This window comes from Dysgonomonas gadei ATCC BAA-286 (assembly GCF_000213555.1).
Lineage (GTDB): Bacteria > Bacteroidota > Bacteroidia > Bacteroidales > Dysgonomonadaceae > Dysgonomonas > Dysgonomonas gadei.
Window position 1 is genome coordinate 592,220 of sequence record NZ_GL891980.1, and the last position, 19,489, is coordinate 611,708.

The 19,489-nt window shown below is 40.3% G+C and carries 16 protein-coding genes; 13 read left to right on the top strand and 3 right to left on the bottom strand.

Annotated elements, in window-relative coordinates; genetic code table 11:
* From priA to HMPREF9455_RS06480, 4 genes are all read left to right on the top strand, one after another.
* Nucleotides 1-2,442 carry a replication restart helicase PriA gene (gene priA, locus HMPREF9455_RS06465; protein WP_006798822.1) on the top strand — a complete coding sequence of 814 codons (2,442 nt, stop codon included), beginning with the start codon at nt 1-3 and terminating at the stop codon, nt 2,440-2,442.
* Between the two features lie 359 nt (nt 2,443-2,801).
* Entirely contained in the window at nt 2,802-5,177 is a 2,376-nt protein-coding gene (locus tag HMPREF9455_RS06470) for a transglycosylase domain-containing protein (RefSeq protein WP_006798823.1), read from the top strand.
* A 55-nt stretch (nt 5,178-5,232) separates the two neighbouring features.
* Nucleotides 5,233-5,838, top strand: coding sequence for a GYF domain-containing protein (locus HMPREF9455_RS06475; RefSeq protein WP_006798824.1), 606 nt, complete (start codon nt 5,233-5,235; stop codon nt 5,836-5,838).
* Between the two features lie 12 nt (nt 5,839-5,850).
* Nucleotides 5,851-6,255, top strand: a complete 405-nt coding sequence (locus tag HMPREF9455_RS06480) for a DUF2752 domain-containing protein (protein WP_006798825.1) — start codon at nt 5,851-5,853, stop codon at nt 6,253-6,255.
* Between the two features lie 2 nt (nt 6,256-6,257).
* Here the strand turns inward: HMPREF9455_RS06480 and HMPREF9455_RS06485 are convergent, their stop codons facing one another.
* The 3 genes from HMPREF9455_RS06485 to HMPREF9455_RS06495 all read right to left on the bottom strand — a co-directional run bounded on the left by HMPREF9455_RS06485 (nt 6,258) and on the right by HMPREF9455_RS06495 (nt 8,463).
* Nucleotides 6,258-7,178 carry a TraB/GumN family protein gene (locus HMPREF9455_RS06485; RefSeq protein WP_006798826.1) on the bottom strand — a complete coding sequence of 307 codons (921 nt, stop codon included), beginning with the start codon at nt 7,176-7,178 and terminating at the stop codon, nt 6,258-6,260.
* Between the two features lie 215 nt (nt 7,179-7,393).
* On the bottom strand, nt 7,394-7,969 hold the full coding sequence (locus tag HMPREF9455_RS06490) for a hypothetical protein (protein ID WP_006798827.1): 576 nt from the start codon (nt 7,967-7,969) through the stop codon (nt 7,394-7,396).
* An 11-nt stretch (nt 7,970-7,980) separates the two neighbouring features.
* Complete coding sequence (locus HMPREF9455_RS06495; RefSeq protein ID WP_006798828.1) at nt 7,981-8,463, bottom strand: RNA polymerase sigma factor; 483 nt, start codon at nt 8,461-8,463, stop codon at nt 7,981-7,983.
* A 421-nt stretch (nt 8,464-8,884) separates the two neighbouring features.
* Between HMPREF9455_RS06495 and def (HMPREF9455_RS06500) the strand changes: the two genes are divergently transcribed.
* The 9 genes from def (HMPREF9455_RS06500) to HMPREF9455_RS06540 all read left to right on the top strand — a co-directional run bounded on the left by def (HMPREF9455_RS06500) (nt 8,885) and on the right by HMPREF9455_RS06540 (nt 19,140).
* A complete protein-coding gene (gene def, locus HMPREF9455_RS06500; RefSeq protein ID WP_006798829.1) occupies nt 8,885-9,454 on the top strand; it encodes a peptide deformylase in 570 nt (189 codons plus the stop codon).
* 399 nt (nt 9,455-9,853) lie between these two features.
* Nucleotides 9,854-10,873, top strand: a complete 1,020-nt coding sequence (locus HMPREF9455_RS06505; protein ID WP_006798831.1) for a branched-chain amino acid aminotransferase — start codon at nt 9,854-9,856, stop codon at nt 10,871-10,873.
* A gap of 18 nt (nt 10,874-10,891) precedes the next feature.
* The gene (lptB, locus tag HMPREF9455_RS06510; protein ID WP_006798832.1) at nt 10,892-11,686 is read left to right on the top strand and encodes an LPS export ABC transporter ATP-binding protein; all 795 of its coding nucleotides are present in this window, start codon (nt 10,892-10,894) and stop codon (nt 11,684-11,686) included.
* Between the two features lie 195 nt (nt 11,687-11,881).
* Complete coding sequence (ruvX, locus tag HMPREF9455_RS06515; protein ID WP_006798834.1) at nt 11,882-12,307, top strand: Holliday junction resolvase RuvX; 426 nt, start codon at nt 11,882-11,884, stop codon at nt 12,305-12,307.
* Between the two features lie 13 nt (nt 12,308-12,320).
* On the top strand, nt 12,321-12,884 hold the full coding sequence (def, locus tag HMPREF9455_RS06520) for a peptide deformylase (RefSeq protein WP_006798835.1): 564 nt from the start codon (nt 12,321-12,323) through the stop codon (nt 12,882-12,884).
* A 19-nt stretch (nt 12,885-12,903) separates the two neighbouring features.
* On the top strand, nt 12,904-13,716 hold the full coding sequence (locus HMPREF9455_RS06525) for a polysaccharide biosynthesis/export family protein (RefSeq protein WP_006798836.1): 813 nt from the start codon (nt 12,904-12,906) through the stop codon (nt 13,714-13,716).
* A 1-nt stretch (nt 13,717) separates the two neighbouring features.
* Nucleotides 13,718-14,464 carry a polysaccharide biosynthesis/export family protein gene (locus tag HMPREF9455_RS06530; protein WP_006798837.1) on the top strand — a complete coding sequence of 249 codons (747 nt, stop codon included), beginning with the start codon at nt 13,718-13,720 and terminating at the stop codon, nt 14,462-14,464.
* A 120-nt stretch (nt 14,465-14,584) separates the two neighbouring features.
* Nucleotides 14,585-16,990, top strand: a complete 2,406-nt coding sequence (locus HMPREF9455_RS06535) for an exopolysaccharide transport family protein (protein ID WP_006798838.1) — start codon at nt 14,585-14,587, stop codon at nt 16,988-16,990.
* Nucleotides 16,991-17,085: 95 nt separating this feature from the next.
* A complete protein-coding gene (locus HMPREF9455_RS06540) occupies nt 17,086-19,140 on the top strand; it encodes a tetratricopeptide repeat protein (protein ID WP_006798839.1) in 2,055 nt (684 codons plus the stop codon).
* Nucleotides 19,141-19,489: the final 349 nt, after the last annotated feature.

A 19,489-nucleotide genomic window follows, 5' to 3' on the forward strand; every position in this document is an offset into this window, starting at 1 on the left:
ATGACATTATACGCCGACGTAATATTACCGCTTCCTTTACAGGGACTATACACATACATTATTCCGCCGGAACTGGCCGATACGGTCTACGAAGGCAGCAGGGTAATTGTACAGTTCGGAAAGAAGAAATTTTACACGGCGATAGTTTTCCGCACATACGAATCGGTAGAAAAACAAACACCGATCAAAGATATAGTCTCCACTTTGGAGGACTACCCTATAGTAACCCCCTTCCAGTTGAAATTCTGGGAGTGGGTTTCCTTTTATTATATGTGTTCGCTGGGTGATGTGTACCGTGCAGCCCTACCATCAGCCCTGAAACTGGAAAGTGAGACTCATGTCTTCCTCAATCCCGACTTTGAAGCGGCAGAACCTTTTACTCCAAATGAGCAGAAGGTATTCTATTTGTTGTCGCCTGAAAAAGCGTCTACAATCGCAGAAGTAGAAAAGCGTGCAGGATTGACAAACGCCATCTCCGCCATCAAATCTCTGGTGGATAAAGGGGCGGCATATATAAATGAAGATATCCAAAATACCTATTCCGCAAAAACTCTTTCTGCAGTAAGGCTTCCATATTCATATACCGATAACGAACTCAATGATATACTCAATGAGTTGGGAAGAGCAAAAAAACAACAGCATTTATTGACTGCTTTTCTCCATCTGAACGAAAACAGCCAGATTATCCCCAAAAAGCAGCTATTGGAAGATGCCGACGCATCACCCGCCGTATTATCCGAGTTGGTAAAGAAGAAGATACTGGAAGTGTATGACATTGAGATCAGCCGCTTCGATTACGGAGAGACCAATATCGAATCCGCCTACGAACTCAATAACTATCAGAAACAGGCATACGAGGAAATTATAAAATCATTCGAAGAACAAGACACTACCTTGCTTTATGGAGTAACCTCCAGCGGTAAGACCGAAATATATATCCGGCTTATCAGAGATGCTATAAGCAAAGGCAAACAGGTATTATACCTGTTACCCGAAATAGCGCTGACAACGCAGATCACCAACCGCCTGAAAACGGTATTTGGCAATAAGCTCGCCGTCTATCATTCCCGGTTTAACGACAACGAACGGGCCGAAACATGGAACAAGTTACTAAAAGACAGAGAAACGCAGGTCATACTGGGTGCACGCTCTGCCATTTTCCTGCCGTTCACCAATCTTGGACTTATCATCGTAGATGAAGAACACGAAGGCTCATACAAGCAGCAAGACCCAGCTCCACGCTACCATGCCCGCAATGCCGCCATTGTATTGGCAAATATGTATAACGCCAAAGTATTGCTCGGCACCGCCACACCTTCCATAGAGACGTATCACAATGCCCTTTCGGGAAGATATGGCTTGGTAAAACTAACCAAAAGGCATGAGGACATAGAACTCCCTCAGATAGCTGTTGTCAACACCAAGGAGCTGAGACGCAAGAAGCAGATGAAATCGGTTCTATCCCCTCCCCTGATAGACAAAGTAAAGGAAGCCTTGGAAAAGAAAGAGCAGGTTATACTGTTCCAAAACAGGCGCGGTTTCGCTTCTTTGCTTGAATGTAAAAACTGTTCATGGACACCGCGTTGCTCCCATTGCGATGTAAGCCTTACTTACCACAAGGGGCAGCGAATGCTTGTCTGTCACTATTGCGGGTCTACATACCGGGTACCGGATGTTTGCGAGGAATGTAAAACGCCGACACTTGAATTTCTGGGTTATGGCACGGAACGTATCGAAGAGGAAGTGAACTCTCTTTTCCCGGAAGCGGCTGTCGCACGTATGGATCTGGATACGACACGGGGAAAAAAATCTTACGAACATATTATTTCCCGATTCGAAGATAACAGGACAAATATACTGATCGGTACACAGATGGTATCGAAAGGGCTGGATTTCGGCAATGTGTCTATTGTTGGGATACTGAATGCTGACAACTTGCTGAATTATCCGGACTTCCGTGCTTATGAAAAAGCATATCAACTCATTACTCAGGTCAGTGGACGCGCAGGGCGTAAGAATAAGCAAGGGCTTGTCATGCTGCAAACGGCGCATCCCTCCCATCCCATTATCAACTTTGTAAAGCACAACGACTACGAATCGTTCTATCAGACACAGACAGAAGAACGCAAGCTGTTTCGCTACCCCCCTTTTTTCAGGCTTATATCTATCGTTGTAAGGGGACGGGACGAAAAACTCACAGAGAATGCTGCCTCCCAATTTGCCCATGCGTTAAGGCAATCGTTCGGCGGACGGATACTCGGCCCCGGCAAACCACCGGTATCCCGCATTCAGTCCTTATATATCCGGAATATTCTGCTGAAGATAGAAAACAACGCGTCTATACAGAAAGTAAGGGAAACAATCCTCTTTCACCAATCATCTGTATTCGCAAATACAGAGTTTAAAGCCATTCTCCTGCACTACGATGTAGATCCGGTATAGTACTAAAAATCAAGTGTCGCTTTAGTCATATAATTTTATCTATATAATAAGAGCCAATAGCTGTTAGCTGATAGCCATTAGCTCTTTAAAGTATTGGGATAAGTAATAAGTTTTATGAGATACGAGTAGACAGGACACGAGAAACAAGTTGTTAACCGTTAACTGTTAACTGACAAGATAATTATTCATTCTTAATTCTTCATTAATTTCTGTTACCTTTGTTACCTTTTTTCTCCTTGGCCTCTCTACGCGAGACTACTGTTTACTAATTACTATATTTAACCATTTAAGGATTTTTATCTCCAATATTAAAAACGTTTTACTTAAATTTGCAAACTGATTAGACCTAGACTCACTATATGGATAAGAAAGCGAAATCGAAGAAAAAGAAGTTTCTTGGCAAATACACACCTCAACAAATAGTAAAAAAACTATGGGTAGCTTTCGGCTGCGTCATTGCGCTGATTATCATTCTATTCACCTGTATTGCCACAGGCATCGTCGGCTATATGCCTGATGTGGAAGAACTAGAGAACCCCATAGACAAATATGCTTCCCAGATATATTCTTCCGACGCCGTATTACTGGGGACATATTCACAAGCTAAAAACAATCGCATCTACTCAAACTATAGTGACCTGTCGCCATATTTGGTGCAAGCTCTTATTGCCACTGAAGACGCGCGATTCTATTCACATTCGGGAGTCGATGCCTATGCATTGACCCGTGCAGTAGTAAAGACAGTTATACTTCAGCAATCGAGCGGAGGTGGCGGTAGCACCATCACGCAACAGTTGGCAAAACAACTATACTCTCCTCCGGCAGAAAACTGGATGGTACGTGTATTTCTACGCAAACCTATCGAATGGGTAATTGCAGCAAAGCTCGAACGCTATTACACAAAAGACGAGATCATAAATCTTTATCTCAATCAGTTCGACTTTCTAAATAATGCCGTGGGTATCCAATCGGCAGCTCAGGTATATTTCAACAAGACGCCGAAAGACCTGAAAATAGAAGAGGCAGCCACCCTTATCGGCATGTGTAAAAATCCGTCTTACTTCAATCCGAAAAGGCAACCCGAGCGTACAAAAGGCCGAAGGGATGTCGTACTGGATCAGATGCGCAAAAACGATTACATAACAGAACAGCAATACGATTCACTCAAACAGATACCACTAAAACTGGATTTCAGACGGGTAGACCATAAAGATGGATTAGCTCCTTATTTCAGGGAATATCTGCGTCTGACGCTAAATGCTAAAAAACCCGACAGGTCCAATTATGCCTCATGGCAACAGGAACAGTTTGCGATAGATTCACTTAGCTGGGAAACAAACCCACTGTATGGCTGGTGCAGCAAAAACAAAAAGCCGGATGGCAGTACTTACAATCTGGCAACTGACGGACTTAAGATATATGCTACTATAGACTCCCGCATGCAGCAATACGCAGAGGAAGCAATGACCGAACATATGAGCAAAGAACTGCAACCGGATTTCGATAAAGAAAAGAAAGGACGTTCTTATGCTCCATACTCATACTCTGTATCTAAGCAAGTAGATTCGTTACTATATAGAGCGATGAAGCAAACCGACCGCTACCGGAATATGAAGAAGGCAGGGGCTTCGGAGAAAGAGATATTAGCTGAATTTAAGAAGCCGGTAGATATGAAAGTCTTCTCGTGGAGGGGAGAAATAGATACTATCATGACTCCGTGGGATTCGGTCCGTTATCATAAAGGATTTATGCGAGCCGGATTTATGGCTATGGATACACATACCGGCTATGTAAAAGCATATGTAGGCGGCATCGACTACCGTTTCTTCCAATATGATATGGTAAATATGGGACGCCGTCAGGTCGGTTCCACTATAAAACCATATCTGTATGCATTATCCATGCAAGAAGGCGTAACCCCTTGCGACCAAATGCAATATGAACAGCAAGTGCTAATCGACGAAATGGGACGCCAACATCCGCCAAGAGGAATAAGAACAGCCAAGATAGGCGAAATGGTAACTATAAAATGGGGGTTGCAAAACTCCGACAATATGGTAACTGCATACCTGATGAACAGGACTTCTCCTTATGCATTTGCACGCTTCCTGCGTTCATTCGGGCTTACCGGACATATCGATCCCGTACCTGCTATGTGCCTGGGAACACCGGAAGTTACTGTTGCCGAAATGGTGGCGGCTTATTCAGCCTTTGCGAACAAAGGAGTAAGAGCTAATCCTGTTTATGTCACACATATAGAAGACCGTTCTGGTAATGTAGTGGCAAACTTCACAGCCAAACTCGACGAAGTGTTCAGTGAGGGCACCTATGTAAAAATGCTGGATATGCTTCGTGGTGTAATCGACGGAGGAACAGGAGGTCGCGTAAGACGCAACTATGGTATTACCGCCCCATTGGGTGGCAAAACCGGAACAACGCAGAACAATTCCGACGGTTGGTTTATGGGCTTCAGTCCTAAGCTTTCAGCCGGATGCTGGGTCGGCGGCGAAGACCGTTCCATACATTTCGACCGTACAAGCGACGGACAGGGTGCTGCAATGGCGCTTCCTATATTCGGCTTGTTTATGAAGAAGGTCTATGCTAATCCTAAACTGGGCTACAAACAAACGGATCAGTTCGCTCCTGCCCCTGGATACGGTGTATGCGACAAAGGAACTGATGAAGATATTCCGGATGCAGCACCAACTGTAGGCATTGACAAAATATTCAAATAGGCACAGGCAAACTCAAACTTATTACTTACTACTCAATACCAGCGATATAGTTATTATGGTAAAATATTATTATATAGATGATATCTCGAAACAACAGTGCGGGCCGTTTCCCTCGAATGATTTACCTTCAAAAAGAATCCGCCCCGAAACATTGGTTTGGCGTTCGGGAATGCCCGACTGGATAAATGCGGGAAGTGTACCCGAATTGTCTTTCCTATTCGATACTAAGATACCTCTTCCCGAAGAAAGGAAACCGGAAGCTGCAGCTATAAAAACAAGTCCCGCAGAAACTGTAGCCGCTGAGCCAAAGCCTCAATCGCAACCCCTTGCCTCCCCTCAACCTGCAAACAACTACCAACAAACAAATTATAGGCAGGACAACAATACCCGGAGATGGGACGACATACTCCCTATGCCTAAGAACTGGTTAGTGGAATCAATACTATTATCTATATTCTGTTGCTCACCGATCAGTGTTGTCGGTATATTTTATGCGGCCAAAGTGGAATCCCTCTATTATGCCAAAGAATATGATCGCGCGACACAGGCTGCCGAAAATGCAAAAAAATGGGCTTTGGCCGGAATCTTATTTTTGCCTGCCTGCTATGTGCTGCTTGTAATATTCGGAGCAATAGTAGGATCAGTATTTTCCTGGCTGTAATACTCTGTACATATGGATAGAAAAACACTACCCGCAGGAAAATATACATATATCCGGCGGTTGCTGGGGATAGTGATATTATTGATTGCCGGAGGCATTCTTTACTATCTGTTCAGTCCCGAGGAATCGTCCCTTTTTCCTCAATGCCCGTTTCATGCGGTTACCGGGTTAGACTGTCCGGGATGCGGCTCACAACGGGTTGCGCACCATTTGCTTCACTTGCAAATCAAAGAAGCATTCAATTCCAACCCCTTACTGATCTTAGCAATTCCCTATATTCTGATATGCATATATCTGGAATATTTCGGAGGAAAAGAAAGATATCCCCACATCAGACAATCACTTTATCGCCGGAAGGCGATATATGCAGTGCTACTTGTCATTATTCTGTTTTGGATAGGACGCAATCTCATTTGACATTATTTCACAGGCTCTACCGTATAACCTTTTGTCGCCAGCTGGTTCAGTATACCCTCTTCACCGGCAAGATGTAAGGCTCCTACAGCAATCAGATTCGATTTTTCTTTCATTATTGCAGGCAGTTTCTCCACCCACTTATTATTCCGGTCTTTATTTATGGCATTTTGCATAGTTTGTGAAATTTCACATGGTTCATCCGGATTATTGAAAGCCAGATCATACATACCTGTTAAATCGCCGTTTTTATAATAAGCATTCAATTTATCCAATTGCTCCTTAGCTGAATGACTATTCTTTATACTACAAACCAGAGACTCCGCCTGATCTTTTAGCGGTTCGGCTTCAAATAAAGCATAAATCTGATCATCCACTGACTCCAAACCTAAAACTGATTTACCATTCTCTCTTGCTATCCGTTGCACATAAGAGTCGATAGCTTCATGTGCCATCGGATTAAACTCAGGATAAAGTTTCGTATAAAGCGTGATGGTATATATCATCGAGATCATACCCGGATTGAATTGCCCGAATTGATCCAGGCCTGCTCCTATTAAAGATTTCAGCCCCTCATCCAGAGTTTGAATATCTTCTGCCGAAAGTAGCTTTGAATAAGATTCCCCGGCCGGCATCATTGCTGCAGCCTGCACTTTTTGCTGCATCGCTGCCTCATCCGACAGCAATAACTCACCTGCTGTTTGCTGTGTTTTTGCCATCGCATCCCTCAAGCCCGGAATGTTATCAACAAAACTCACATGGGCAAGGTGATGTGTGCCGAGAATATAAGACGGTTCGCTAAGCCCGTTACCCGACACTTTCCACAAGAGAGCCCCTGTATATTTATCTCCGGCCTGTGCCGAGGCCGTGAAGGATACTGAAATAATCAGTATAATTGCAAGAATGGCTGAAGTAATAGTTCTCATCCGTAATATATTTATGATTAATTAAGCCGAAGGCCTATTTAGTTTATAATCAGACTATAGCCTATAAAAAGCAACAAAGGTAACATCCATTTCAGCTTTTAGCTGATAGCTATTAGCCGTTAGCTTTTTGGAAACCTTCATACCATGTTATCTGCCATATATAGATAAAACAATATAGAAAGGTTGCAAATATCTTTTCTGACGGTTTGTATACCCTATTTATTATCTTTCTCAAACTCCTGTACTTCCCTTATAGAAAGGTCCATCTTCTTTATATTATTCCAATAAACTATTTTATATATCGTTATAGCCAAGACCAGCCCTATTGATACTGAAATAATCAGTACAGTAAGATGTTTGTAAAAATAATCCGTATCATCAAGTAATTCGAAATAGCCAAACAGAATAAAGAAAAATATTATCCAAACCAAACCGGCTACAAATTCTTTTAGTATGGCTTTCCTATACCAATAGAAATGGCCGGAAATTTCCGTAATGCTCATTTCCGACAAACTAATCCGTCTCAACTTTTTGAACTTATAAACCTGCCACATCAGGAAGATGACCACACTAAATAAATAAAACACAATAACAGGTGTGTGGCGAAGCGAAAGCGCAAATATCATAGGAATACATAAAACAAGCAGTATTATACCTATTTTTTCATATCTGATAAGGCTATTGAATGCGCTCCGGCCTTCATTAGAAATCATTTTTTGTATTTTTTCATTATCTATGGAAGGCTTTATCTCCGTCTCCTGCCATGTTTTCTTTATATTATCCAAATCCATAATGATTCGTTTTATTCGTTCGACATATCTCTCAGCTTGTCTTTGATGCGGCTTATTTTTGTAGCCACATTGGTAACTGTCAGCCCTGTTATCTCGGCAATTTCTTTATAAGATTTATCATCAAGATAAAGTAAGACTAATGCCCGTTCTATTTTTCCCAGACGATTTATAAGTTTATACAACTCCTGTATTTCCTCATTATTATCCACCACATCGGGTATATCCATTGATATATCCACATAACTGATATTCTTTTTACTCCTCCGGTAAAAAGAAACACATGTATTCAGGGCAATCCGGTATATCCATGTAGAATATTTACTGTCGCCCCTGAAAGAGGGGAAGGCTTTCCATAAGTTTAATACCACTTCCTGGTATAAGTCTCCCAACGGATGCTCTGTATCGGTATAAAAAGAGGTGACTTTGTAAATGATACCTTCATTCTGGCGTATCATTTCCAAAAACTGCACGTCTACATTTACCGTTTGTTTCATCTATCAGTAATTCATTTCTATATATGTCGTCATATAGTCCGTATTGTCACAAAATAATATATATTTTTCTTATTTCAGTCTATATTTCAATATGTATTGTATGTTTTTTACAATTGCTTATTTTTCAAGAGAGATATACGCCACTGGTAATCAGCGAATATCTTATTAGAAAGTAACAAAGGTTACAACGTTTACAATGTTTTCATCTTGCTGCATCTTCCCTATATAATACACTTGCTATCTGCATTATATAGATAATTTTTCACAAAAAAGGTAACACATGCTTTTTCAAGCCTGATCTATATTATTAACTGACATTTTATTATCTTTGTATCAAATCTCAACAAATAATGCAGTGAAAAAAATTATATACATGCTTCTTATAAGCATTGCCCTTTCTGCGTGTAACTCAATAAAAAATATGACGACTAAAGAAAAAACATTAACTAACAGCCATGGTATCGGCACCCCATTCAGAGTACTCCGGACGGACAACATTGATGATTCTCTTTTTTTGAGAAAAAAAAGTATTGATATAAATATAAAAAATATTGCATCCGACAAAGACTGGCAGCATTTTATACAACGATTAAAACTCACTTTGGCTGTCGAATCAGGTGTGGGAATTGCCGCCCCTCAAGTCGGAGTAGGCAGGAATTTATTTTTATTTACACGAATAGACCGCCCGGATAAAGCTATCCAGGTAGCTATTAATCCGCGCATCGTAAATCACTCCGACGAAACCATCTGTTTTGAAGGTGACGGATGCCTTTCCGTTCCCGATTTGTCGGGAAGCACCAAACGTTATGCATGGATAGATGTAGAATATTACAACGAAAAAGGAGAACTGATAAAAGAAAGATTGTCGGGACAGTCGCGAGGCAGTGATTTCACCGGAATTATCTTTCAGCATGAATTCGACCACCTGCAAGGTATCTTATTTATTGACAGGCTATTCGACGGTACCGCTAGTCTTCAGAGAAGCAAATAGCAGGAAATATCCGGATACATATCCCAAACTACTTACAGCCCATCCAGGAAAATACATAACCGACAGTTGCAGGCTTAATGAATGATATAAAATACTTTCTTTCATTAAAAGCCAAACTTAATGAGTAATTTTAGAGCCTGTTTAAATTTTATTCGTTCAAATTTTTAGAACTATTTTTGAGATAGTTTTTTCTTCCTCGAAGTGATAATAGCGGGCTATTTGAACTGAGAGAATGGAAAAAATAGCCAAAAAGAGACTAAAAATGAACGAAAAAGAATCTATAATAAAATATTTTGGTAAAATTTAAACAAGCTCTTAATCCTTATATCACCGAAAATTGTATTTTTGTGAGAATAAACAATCCTATCAATTATTATTGATGCTAAAACTTTTACTGATATGAATGCTATAGACTGGTCAAATTTGTCTTTCGGATATATGAAGACAGACTACAATGTAAGAAGTTATTACAAAGATGGGAAATGGAGTACACCTGCCGAGACAACATCCGAATCCATTGACATTCATATGGCCGCAACCTGCCTCCATTACGGACAAGAAGCATTTGAAGGATTAAAAGCATTCAGGGGTAAAGATGGAAAAATCCGCATATTCAGAATGCGCGACAATGCTTTACGCATGCAATCTTCGTGTCATGGTATTATGATGGCCGAACTCCCTGTAGAAGTATTCGAAGAAACTGTTCTGAAAGCTGTAAAACTAAACGAACGCTTCATACCTCCATATGGTAGCGGAGCTTCGTTATATATACGCCCGTTACTACTGGGTATGGGTGCACAAGTAGGTGTAAAACCAGCTAGCGAATACCTGTTCCTTGTATTCGTAACACCCGTAGGGCCTTACTTCAAGGAAGGATTCAAACCTACTCCTGTAGCCATTCTTCGCGGATTTGACCGTGCTGCTCCGCTGGGTACAGGTACAATAAAAATAGGGGGAAACTACGCAGCCAGCCTTGTGGCCGGAAACAAAGCTCACGAAATGGGTTATTCTGCCGTATTATATCTGGACGCAAAAGAAAAGAAATATCTGGACGAATGTGGTCCTGCCAATTTCTTCGGTATTAAAAATAATACATACATCACCCCTCTTTCTTCATCCATATTGCCATCCATCACCAATAAAAGCCTGATGCAACTGGCAGAAGACATGGGGATGAAAGTGGAGCGCAGACAAGTAACCGAAGAAGAACTGGCGACATTCGAAGAAGCCGGACAGGTGGGTACCGCTGCCGTTATAAGCCCTATACTAAGGGTGGACGACATAGACGAAAACAAATCATATGTAATATCCAAAGATGGGAATGCAGGCCCTGTGAGCACAAAATTATATAACAAACTGAGAGGAATTCAACTCGGTGATGAACCCGACACTCACGGTTGGGTTACCGTATTAGACTAAGCATCTCTACAAGCAGACATGGAGGAAAAAATAGAAGAAATTACTGTACCGGAGGAGAAGCACATGGTGCTGCGTACCGAAAATCTGGTTAAACGATACAAATCGAGAACAGTTGTCAATCACGTTTCTATAGACGTGAAACAAGGTGAGATCGTAGGTTTGCTCGGCCCTAACGGGGCGGGCAAGACCACTACTTTCTACATGACTGTAGGACTTGTAATGCCAAATGAGGGTAAAATCTTCCTCAACGAACAGGAGATCACAAAATTCCCCGTATACAAGCGTGCACAGAACGGAATCGGATACCTGGCCCAGGAAGCATCCATCTTCCGGAAAATGACTGTGGAAGATAATATACGATCTATTCTGGAAATGACCAAAACTTCAGCCGCTTATCAGAAGGAGAAGCTGGAAAGCCTCATTGAAGAATTCGGATTACAAAAAGTAAGGAAAAACTTGGGGGACAGGCTCTCCGGGGGCGAACGCCGGCGTTCTGAAATAGCCCGCTGTCTGGCTATAGACCCTAAATTTATAATGCTCGATGAGCCTTTCGCAGGAGTAGACCCCATTGCCGTGCAGGATATACAGGAAATTGTAGCCAAGCTCAAATATAAGAACATCGGAATACTTATTACCGACCATAATGTGGATGAAACACTCAGTATTACCGACCGGGCATACCTGCTATTCGAAGGAAAGGTTTTGTTTCAGGGAACAGCCGAACAGCTTGCTAACAATGAGATAGTAAGAGAAAAATACCTCGGACGCGACTTCGAACTGAAACGCCGTAACTTTGAACATCTGAGAGAGTAATATATCAACACTCCGGAAACTATTATTACAAATTAACTTTACAGACACAACTGATAGAAAGACAGGATATCGCCCCGATATACAGCCAATCCTATTCTTATTCTTGTTATAAAAAACAAAATAGAATAGATTCATACTATTTACTTAATTAGATTAGAGATAAATAAAGATTTTTATCTACCTTTGTTTTTTAATATGGGAAGATTTTTGGCTTTAGATTATGGGACAAAGCGAACAGGCATAGCGGTTTCCGATACGCTTAAAATTATTGCTAACGGCTTGACTACTGTTCCTACTCATACTCTGTTCGATTATCTTAAAACCTATTTGGAAAGAGAAGATGTAGAGTGCATCATAGTAGGCCTGCCAAAGCAAATGAATAACGAATATTCCGAGAACATGAAGCATATTCGCCCGTTTGTGAAAAAGTTGCAAAATCTTTATCCGGATATCCCTGTTGAAATGTACGACGAACGCTTTACATCAGCCTTAGCTCAAAAAACAATGATTGATGCGGGTCTAAGAAAGAAAGACAGGCAAAACAAAGCTCTTGTAGACGAAATCAGTGCGGTCATTATACTGCAAAGCTATATGGAGAGCCTGCGATTACAAAACAAATGAACAATAAAAAAATATGATACTACCCATATATCTGTATGGTCATTCGGTGCTAAGAAAAAAAAGCAGAGAGATCTCATCCGATTACCCCAATCTGAAAGAACTTATCGAAAATATGTTCGAAACCATGTACAATGCTGATGGTATCGGATTAGCCGCTCCCCAGATAGGGCTGGACATACGCCTCTTTGTTATCGATTTAGAGCCTTTAGCCGAAGATAATCCAATCTACTCAGGATTCAAGAAAGTATTTATCAATCCGGTTATTATTGAAGAAACAGGTGAGGTAGTAAAAATGGAAGAGGGTTGCCTAAGTATTCCGGGTATCAATGAGGGTGTAGACAGGAATGAAAAAATCCGGATACAATATCTCGACGAAAATTTTGTTTCTCACGATGAAGTATACGATGCTTTTTTTGCACGTTGCATACAGCATGAATACGATCATATAGAGGGAATATTGTTTATAGACAAGATATCAGGCATACGTAAACAACTAATAAAGAGTAAACTGAACAATTTAATAAAAGGGCGGACAAATTGTCATTACAAAGTAAAACCTTCGGATAATAAAAATTGAGAAACCGGATATATAATTTATGAAAAGCCTAACAAAAGTACTTTTAATACTGTTTTGTATTATCTCCAGTCTCAGTTCTTGTGTAACCAACAAGCAAACAGACCTGCTGCAAGATATAAAACTGAATTATCCTCAGTTGATGGTCAAAGCAGAAGAATACAAAGTCATCCCCGGAGATCAGTTAAGCATCATTGTATATGCATGGGATCGTGAAACCGCAAATATGTTTGCCGGTTATAGCCCCCAATATACATTCAGAGGCATGAACGAATCGACAGGTGTTAGTGTAGGCTCCGAAATCAGAAGTCTGGAAAACACATGGAACATAAGACCTACAACTGTTTATGCAGATGGTACTATCAACTTTCCTTATGTTGGAAAAATATATGTCCAGGGACTTACCCTCCTACAAATAAAAACTGCTATCAGTCAGAAACTGAATACCTTCTCGGAAGGAACTATGGCTGATGTTACACTAGCTAACAGGTATTTCAGTGTACTGGGAGAAGCCGGAGCAAACAGAATAACGATGACCAGTACTTCCATGACAATATATCAGGCTCTATCCATAGCGACTAATATAGGGCCTTACGGTGACCGTTCTAAAGTGACTATTATCAGACAGAACGCGAGTGGGTCACTCACCAAAACATTCGACCTGAGAAGCAAAGATATTATCGACACTGAATTTTATTATATACAGCCAAACGATGTTATATATGTACCTCAAACTAAAGGAAAATTCCTGGGGGCAACCACATCATTTACAGGAGTTTTCGGCATGATAACATCACTAGCCGGAGTTATAATATTAATACTCAGAATTTTTTAATATGAAATACACGTTATATTTTCTGTTACTCTGCATATCCATCTCAGGTATTTTCTCCTCTTGTATATCGAGCGAAGAGATAAACTATCTTCAGGCTATTGACAAACAGTACCCCCTTCAAGAATTTAAGGAATACAAACTGGATGTCGGAGATATGATATCATGTGCTATTTCATCCAGTGACCAGGAACTGGTAAGCACTTTCAATACGGTAATTACCAACAACCAGAATGTATTGAAAACATATACGATCTACGAAGACAGCACTGTTATACTTCCGTTTTTCGGTACAGCCAAAGTTGCCGGACATACCGTACAAGAAGCCGAAATCATTATACAAAACCTGATGCAACAATCAGTAAAAGATGTACAGGTAAAAGTAACTATGGCCAATAATTTTTTCTATATTTATGCCAACGATAAAAGAGGGTCTTATCAGGTATATAAAGATAATATGACTATTTATCAGGCATTGGCTATATCACAACAAACCACCGGCCTGATGGATCTTACCAGGGTGAGTATAGTGCGAAAAGGACCCGATGGAAACACACAGGTAAAAACATTCGACCTGAGGAGCCAGGATGTAATTCAGTCCGAATATTATTATATTAAGCCAAATGATGTTATTTATTTTCCTACAAATAAAAACTCATTCTTCAATATAAGTTCGATGAGTTCTTTTATTACAACAATGTCAGTTCCGTTACAGTTCTTATTATACTCAATCATATACCGGGGATTTTAGATAAAAGAGCGAGAAGACACAGATGTAGAGAGATAAAAGATAATAAGCATTCAGTTAGTGATGATGGTTAATTGAAGAACAAACACCCAAACATAAGCGTTATAGAAACAGATAGTTATCATGGATAATAACAATAAAAAAGTAATAGAGTCCGATCCCTATTTCGAGGAAGTAAAGACAAAGACAAACATCTCATTCGATTTTGTCCTTTGGTTTTACCGTATATTGAAATACTGGTATCTTTTTATTATATCGGTCGCCCTATTTCTTGGCTATGCATATATAAAAAATAAATCATGGGTACCTGTATTCTATGTTCAGGCCTTGATGATTTTGGAAGATAGGAATACTGCCAGTGTTGTTGCAGGTTCTGTTCCAACAGGGACATTATTGCGTAATACAGAAAATCAACAAATTGTATTAAAATCCTATGGACTAACCGAAAGGACTGTAAAAAGTTTACCGGCTAAAATGCGTATAGAGTATTATATACAGACTCGGTTCAAATATATCAGCTTGTATACAGACACACCCATCGAAATAGAAATGATCGATATTAAGCCGGAAGCATATAATTACTCATACGAAATAGCATATATCGACCAGGAAAAATGTGAAATCAGCTATAAAGAGAATCCTGAATCAGAAACTAAAATATCTTTAATAGCACCATTTGAACAAGAAATAGACTATAAGCTATTCAAAATAAAACTGCATAAGACTCCTAATTTCAGAAACGATGTCAAAGGTGCTTTCAAACCGGATATTTCAACATTCAATTTCAGATTCCTCTCCGAAGGCCAACTCATAGGAATGTATAGTGGACGTATAGGTTCTGACCTTCAAAATAATTCATCCATCCTATCCATATCAATGTCAGGCACAAACCCGGCAAAGGATGTAGATTACCTGAATGTATTACTTAAAGAATTTGAGAATTACAACCTGGCTCTAAAAAACGAGCAGGCAGAACTTACAATAGAATTTCTTGACAACCAGTTGAAATTAATTAATGATTCCCTGGATATTTCACGCTTCAAGCTCGAAAAATTTCAGAAAGAAACCGGTGTATATGATGTTTCATCCCAGTCATTAAGAATAGCTCTGGATAGTGCAGACAGGGAAAAAGATGCCCTAGCCTTAAGAGAAAAATCCGTTTTGCTCCTGACCGAAAAAATGAAGGAGAAAATACTCGGAACTGATGATTTAATGGATCCGGCTAGTATGAATATCCGGAATCCTAAATTAAGTGAATTCGTTGTAAAATATAATGAATTATTACAAAAAGCACGAAATCTGGGGGCAAAAAACCCATTATATAATAAAACCATAGATGAGTTGAACGACCTCAGGGTAAAAATTTTACAAGAAATCCAGGTCTCCCAGATCAATCTTCAAAACCAGAAAGATGCCTTAGTACGAAAATATGAAGTGCTCCAATTGAAGATAGACAATCTTCCTCCTCAGGAACGGGACTTGATAAAGTTCCAGCGGGAATTTCGTGTAAATGAGATGTACCACCAGTATCTCACTCAAAGACAATATGAAGCCAAAATACAAAAGGCTTCAAATACACCGGACAACTTTATCTGGGAAGCACCGAGGCAAATGGGTGGAGCTGTAAATGGAGGAGAAATAGGTAAGAACTATACATATTACTTTATTATAGGTCTCATTCTGCCATTATGCTTCGTAGTACTGAAAGAAGAAATTTTGAATTTCTCGATTACGACAAAAGAAGAATGCGAAAAAATTTCAGGCTTCCCTGTTATCGGTACAATAGAAAATGTTTCCAAGAAACTTAATAACGGAGTAGTCCTGGTCAAGAACTATCCGAAATCGAGCTTTGCCGAATCGTTTCGTAATATGCGTGTCCGGATAGAATATATGGCACAGCGGGAAAATAAAATAACAGTCCTGGTTACCTCTACTGAGCCTGCTGACGGTAAGACATTCATAGCTACGAACATTGCGTCTGTATATCAACTGATGGGTAAAAAAGTTATCATTGTAGACTTAGACCTCCGCCGACCTTCAGTTGCTAAAACGCTACAAATAGATTCGCAGAAAGGCATATCGAACTACCTGATAGGACAGGTTACATTGGATGAAATCACATACTCTCATCCCGACTATGGATTCGATATCATTCCTGCCGGAACATTGCCTCCAAACCCAAGCGAACTAATAAAAACGGCTAAAACAAAGCAAGTACTGGAACACCTGAAGGAAATGTACGATTATGTCATCATCGACTGTAGCCCTGTAGGATTGGTTTCGGATGCATACATTCTATCCGAAATAGCAGATACGACTTTGTTTGTGGTACGCCGTGCCAAAACAAATAAATCATTCTTCAAGAGCGTTATCACCCAGTTGAGATATGACGGTGTGGAAGACATAGCGCTTGTCTTCAATGATGTTAAAGGACGTGAAGGTTATTACGGAACATCCCGCTACTACGGAGACAGAACATATTATCTCAAGAAGAATTCATACTATCACGACGACTATTTCGAAAACTAAAAAATATATTAAAAAGAGAGGCTCCGACAGCCTCTCTTCTTTTTTGTTAACGTATTATTCATATATTTGCTGCTCAATGATTAATACAATCTATCGTGAAGAGATTTTTATTTTCAATACTAGTTCTGATAAACAGCCTGATCGCAGTTTCCCAGATTAATACAGACCGTGTAATCTTAATAGGACGTAACTCGCTCTATTTCGAAGATTATGTCTTGGCGATACAATACTTCAATCAGGCCATAAAAGCAAAGCCGTACCTTGCGGAACCTTACTTTTATCGTGCCATTGCAAAATATTATCTCGACGATTACAGGGGTACGGAAGATGACTGCACGCTGGCCCTGGAAAGAAACCCTTTTATGTCGAAAGCTTATCAGCTACGTGCCGATGCCCGCCAGAATCAGAATAACTATGATGGAGCATTAGAAGATTACAAAGTTTCGCTGGAGGTATATCCGAACGATAAATTCGCATTAATCAACATGGGTATAGTCAATATCCAAAAGAAGGATTACGAAGAAGCCGAAAAATATCTGAACACCCTGCTCAAATCCTATCCGACCTATACACAAGGCTTCCTCACCAGAGGAGCCCTCTATCAGGAAAAAGGAGATACGCTACAGGCCTTCGAAAATTATAACCAGGCTATAAAGCTCGATAAATACCTGCCCCAATCCTACTCTATGCGCGGATTGCTCTATTATTATAAAAAGGACTATGATAAAGCAATGGCCGACCTTGACGAAGCCATACGTATAGATCCGCTTCAATCCGGTAATTACATCAACCGGGGATTGATACGGTATTCAAAGAATGACCTTCGCGGAGCGATGTCCGACTACGATAAAGTTATCGACCTCGACCCGAATAATATAATTGCCCGTTTCAACCGTGGATTACTACGTTCACAGGTAGGTGACGACAACCGTGCCATAGCCGATTTCGATATAGTATTGAAGTATGAGCCAAACAACTATATCGCGTATTTCAACCGCTCCCTGATAAAGAATAATATCGGAGACTATACAGGATCATTGGAAGACCTGAATGTTGTATTGGCGGAATATCCCGAATTCTATCACGGATTTTATATGCGTTCCGAGATCAAACGCCGCCAAAACGACCTGAAAGGCGCTGAACGGGATTTCAATTATGCACGTAATGAGGAAAGCCGTAAAAATAAAGAAATATTGGCCGGACAAACCGAAGAAAAATCAGAAAAGGACAAGACAAGGGAAAAATCGGACAAAGACATTGATAAATTTAACCTGCTTGTTGTAGCTGATAAGACAGAGGAAGAAAAAAGCAAATATAACAATGATACCAGAGGCCGCATACAGAACAAGCAGGTCAAACTCGATCTGGAACCTCAGTTTATTGTTTCATATTACGAAAAGCCGAACGATATCCGCCGGTTTGTGTATTACAGCCAGCTTATCGACAATATAAACAAACGGGCAATATTGCCTAAAAAACTGAGAATCACTAACAGTGAGGCTTCCCTGAACGAATTCCAGATACAGGAGCACTTCAAATCGATAGACGACCTGTCGAAACGTATTGCCGACCAGCCGGCAAATGCAGACCTGTATTTTGCCAGAGCTATGGACTATATGCTGGTACAGGATTTTACCAACTCTATAGAAGATTTTAATAAGGCAATAAGCCTCGATCCGAAATTTACGCTGGCATATTTCAATCTGGCCGTTGTATATACGAAACAACTCAACCTGAGGGAAAATGTACCTGAGTATGAAAAGAAAAGCGATCAAACTGATTTAGCGACCTTAGGCGGAATAAAGAAAGACAATTCATTACCTGCTGCAACGACTATTGTCGATCCGGGTAAAATGGAGTACGACCTCATTGTCAAGAATTATAACAAAGTGATAGAGCTGAATCCTGAATTTATCTATGCTTATTACAACAGGGCGGGAATACGCTACAAGCAAAACGATTACCGTGCCGCCATACTTGACTACAACGAAGCTCTCAGACGCGACCCTGAGTTTGCCGAAGGGTATTACAACAGGGGATTAAGCCGCTTCCAGGTCAAAGACAAAGACCGTGCACTCGACGATATGCGTAAAGCCGGGGAAATGGGCGTTGTGGAGGCTTATAGCATAATTAAACGCATGACAGAATAAATTAAGAATACTCCCGATAAATATTCCTCATAGAATTTTATACAGTTCTATGAGGAATATTTTTATACCTATTCTTTAATCTCTTGCAAAAATTTTATCTATATAATCAGAGCCAATAGCCTTTAACTGATGGCTTGTAGCTCTTTGAAGTATTGATTGGCCCCTCCAACCTCCCCGAGGGGAGGCTACAGAGAGGGTCGAAGCTAATTAGCTCCGCTGACTATTGGTTCTTAATTTTTTCATTCTTAATTATTAATTGCTTTCTGTGTTACCTTTGTTACCTTTTAACTAAAGATAGTTAACGGATGCAAAAATAACAAGATAAGAACGATGAAAATTCTGTCAGATG